The organism is Ensifer sp., from assembly GCF_035999135.1.
Classification (GTDB): domain Bacteria; phylum Pseudomonadota; class Alphaproteobacteria; order Rhizobiales; family Rhizobiaceae; genus Ensifer.
Genome location: NZ_DASYGZ010000196.1, coordinates 1 through 3,338, shown reverse-complemented (window position 1 = coordinate 3,338; position 3,338 = coordinate 1). Strand labels below are relative to the sequence as shown.

At 64.4% G+C, this 3,338-nt stretch carries 4 protein-coding genes and 1 pseudogene; all 5 read right to left on the bottom strand.

Translation table 11 applies throughout. The features are described from left to right. Positions 1-384: pseudogene (locus VGO12_RS25455) on the bottom strand (electron transfer flavoprotein subunit beta/FixA family protein); the annotation flags it as partial. A 47-nt stretch (positions 385-431) separates the two neighbouring features. Next, positions 432-1,289 (bottom strand): sugar phosphate isomerase/epimerase family protein, encoded by an 858-nt coding sequence (locus tag VGO12_RS25450; RefSeq protein ID WP_327515506.1) that lies wholly within the window; start codon positions 1,287-1,289, stop codon positions 432-434. A gap of 2 nt (positions 1,290-1,291) precedes the next feature. Beyond that, positions 1,292-2,440, bottom strand: coding sequence for a dihydrodipicolinate synthase family protein (locus VGO12_RS25445; protein WP_327515505.1), 1,149 nt, complete (start codon positions 2,438-2,440; stop codon positions 1,292-1,294). A 7-nt stretch (positions 2,441-2,447) separates the two neighbouring features. Further along, a complete protein-coding gene (locus VGO12_RS25440; protein WP_327515504.1) occupies positions 2,448-3,227 on the bottom strand; it encodes a 3-ketoacyl-ACP reductase in 780 nt (259 codons plus the stop codon). Beyond that, positions 3,224-3,338 (bottom strand): acyl-CoA dehydrogenase family protein (locus tag VGO12_RS25435; protein ID WP_327497641.1); only part of this gene is annotated, 115 nt, incomplete at its 5' end. The genes VGO12_RS25440 and VGO12_RS25435, both read right to left, overlap by 4 nt.

The window sequence follows — 3,338 nt, the reverse complement described above, 5'->3', positions numbered from 1 at the left end:
GCCGGTCTGGTTCGAATCGTCGTCGATCGCCTGCTTGCCGACGATGATCAGCCCCGGCTGTTCGGCGTCGGCCACGCCCTTGACGATCTTGGCGACGGCGAGCGGCTCGACCTGGTCTTCGGTCTCGACCAGGATGGCGCGATCGGCACCCATGGCGAGCGCCGTGCGCAGGGTCTCTTCGGCCTTGGCCGGACCAACGGAAACGACGACGACTTCGTCCGCCTTGCCGGCTTCCTTCAGCCTGAGCGCCTCTTCAACCGAGATCTCGTCGAAGGGGTTCATCGACATCTTCACGTTCGCAAGCTCGACGCCCGAACCGTCCGCCTTCACGCGGATCTTGACGTTGTAGTCAACCACCCGCTTCACTGTGACCAGGATCTTCATGTTCGCCTCCCAAATTGTCAGCAGCCAAATCGTTAGCAGCCAAATCGTCAGCAGAAAGTGCGGAAGCGCTCGACCATCACGTCGAGAACTTCGCCAGGATCCCGCTTCCACCAGTTGTTTGCGGAAAAGATCTCGACCTCGCAGGGACCTGCATAGCCCGCGTCTTCGACGCTCCGCCGCAGCGCCCTCAGGTCGGCGACCCCGTCACCCATCATGCCGCGATCGAGAAGCACGTCGCGGGTGTCGGCGAGCCAGTCGCAGAGGTGATAGCCGAATATCCGCTCGGCGCCCGCACGCTGCAACTGGGCTTGGATCTCGCCGTCCCACCACACATGGTAGACATCGACTGCAACGCCAAGGTTGGCCGCACCAACGGCATCACAGATATCGACCGCATCGCGCAGCGTCGTCAGGCAGGAGCGGTTTCCCGCATAAACGGGATTGAGCGGCTCGAGCGCCAGCTTAACATTGCGGCCGGCGGCATAAGGCGCGATCTCGCCAACGCGATCGGCGACAATCTTCAGGCTCTCTCCCGTGCCCTTGGTTCCCGGATGCACGCCCCCGACCACGATCGTCAGCACGGATGCGCCAAGCCCTGCGGCCATGTCGATCGACGCCTTCGCCTCGTCGATCACCCGTTGCCGATCGACGGCTTCCGTGCCAACGAGAAACGGTGTCCGGCAGAGACCGGCAACCGCGAGGCCGCTTGCCCGCGCTCGTTCGCCGATTTCAAACGCGCGCGTGCCGATCTCGCGGCGCCAGAAGACGATCGAGCCGAAGCCGCGTTCGGCGCAGGCGTCGATGATGCGCTCAGGCGACCACCCTGCCCCATGGCCATCGAGATTGTGCCCGAGGCTGGCGGTGTTCAGCGCGAGGGCGGAATGGTCGGTGGTGAAATCGCGCATGGCTAGGCTCCATAGAGCGCGAGCAGCTTTTTCATCCGATCCACGGCGAGTGCCGGATCGCGCAAGAGGCCGCACTGGTCAGCGAGCCTGAACAGCTCGACGAAGTACGGCAGCGGCCGCATGGCCTGCGCGCCGTTCAACATCACGAAGTGATCCTGAAAGCCGTTCAGCCAGGCAAGGAAGACGACGCCGGTCTTGTAGTACTGCGTCGGCGCCCGGAAAATCAGCCGCGCCAGCGGCACGGTCGGATCGAGCGTCGCGCGGAACGCTGCACGATCCCCTTCGCCGAGCCGTTCGACCGCATAGGCGGCGGCCGGAGCCAAGGGGTCGAAGATGCCGAGCAAGGCATGCGAAAAACCTTCGCTGTCGCCCTCGATGAGTTCGGGATAGTTGAAATCGTCACCCGTATACATCTTCACGCCGACCGGCAGCCGGCGGCGCATGACGATCTCCTTTTCCTTGTCGAGAAGGGAGATTTTTATGCCGTCGACCTTGGCCGCATTCGCGTTGATGACGGCAAGCGCGGTCTGCATCGCAGGGTCGAAATCCTTGCTGCCCCAATAGCCGGCGAGCTGCGGATCGAACATCTCGCCGAGCCAGTGCAGGATCACGGGCGCGTCGCAGGCGGCCAGCACATCGGAGTAGACCTTGATGTAGTCGTCCGGTCGCTCAGCGACCCGCACCAATGCGCGGGACGCCATGAGGATAAGGCGTCCGCCAACCTTCTGGATCGCCTCGACCTGCTCCAGGTATGCTCTTCGAACGTCATCGATGCTGGTGACGGTCGCCGGATCGAGATGATCCGTGCCGCAGCCATTGGCGACGACAGCGTCCGGCAGTTCTTCGCGGGTGCGGCGGATCAGTTCCAGAGCGCCCGGCCAGTCGAGACCCATGCCGCGCTGCGCCGTATCCATCGCCTCGGCAATGCCGAGCCCGAGGCCCGCGAGATAGCGGCGGAACTCCATGGTTTTTTCCCAGTCGACGGCAGCGCGGCCGGACGGGTCGCTGGCCGTGAACGGGTCGGCGACCACGTGAGCCGCAGAGTAGACGACGCGTGCCGGATTCTTGCCAAGCGTTGAAGCGGCGATCGGCGTGCCGCTCAGGGTATAGTCGGACAGGCGGCCTTCAGTGTCGGGAAGCGCGATTTTCATGGGAACCTCAAAAGCGCGGGACGAGCATGCCGGCGTCGGCCGGGATCGTCATTCCGGTGGTGTAGGGAAGACGCCCCGTCGCGAGCGACGCGATCAGGGCGCCAACTTCCTCGGGCCTTCCGACGCGCGGAAAGAGCGTGAGCCCCTGTTCCGCTCGCTCGCGATAGGCGTCAATGACGGGAGCCGTCATCTCCGTGGCGATCAGGCCGGGCTGAACGTCGTAGACCGCGACATCTTCCCGTCCGAGCCGGACGGCGAGCGCCTTGGAAACCATTGCCGCTGCCGCTTTCGACGCGCAGTATTCCGACCGCTGTTCGGCCACCGCGACGGCGTTCGACGAGGTGACGTTGATGATCGAATGGAAGAGCGGCCCCTTGCCGCGGGCGACAAGACGCCGGGCAAAGGCCTGGCTCAGAAAGAACATACCCTTGGTGTTGACCGCAAAGCAGCGATCCCAGCTTTCCTCCGACACCTCCAGCATGTCGCCTCGCTTGAGAACGCCGACACCCGCATTGTTGACGAGCGTGGTGATCGGGCCGAGTTCGGCTTCAATGGCTGCGAGCGCGCCGTCATGGCCGGCAAGCGCGCTGACGTCGAAGGCTGCAGCCATGACCGGGGCACCGTAGGCGGCGATCCGCCTAACAGCTGACGGCAGCTCCGCATCATCCGGCAAGCCGTTGACCGCAACCGCAAACCCCTCCCGTGCCAGGGCCTCCGCTGCGGCAAGCCCGATCCCGCGCGAGGAACCGGTGACCAGTGCGACCGGGCGAGGCTCAGACGCGGTCATGCCCGTGCGCCCTTCTTCAGGAGTTCGCGCGCGATGATCATGCGCTGGATCTGGTTTGTGCCCTCGTAGATCTGCGTGATTTTCGCGTCGCGGTAGAGACGCTCGACTTCG

Excerpts from the sequence above, each read along its gene's own strand:
- VGO12_RS25445 (WP_327515505.1), bottom strand. The coding sequence starts at position 2,440 with ATGAAAATCGCGCTTCCCGACACTGAAGGCCGCCTGTCCGACTATACC.
- VGO12_RS25450 (WP_327515506.1), bottom strand. The coding sequence starts at position 1,289 with ATGCGCGATTTCACCACCGACCATTCCGCCCTCGCGCTGAACACCGCC.
- VGO12_RS25440 (WP_327515504.1), bottom strand. The coding sequence starts at position 3,227 with ATGACCGCGTCTGAGCCTCGCCCGGTCGCACTGGTCACCGGTTCCTCG.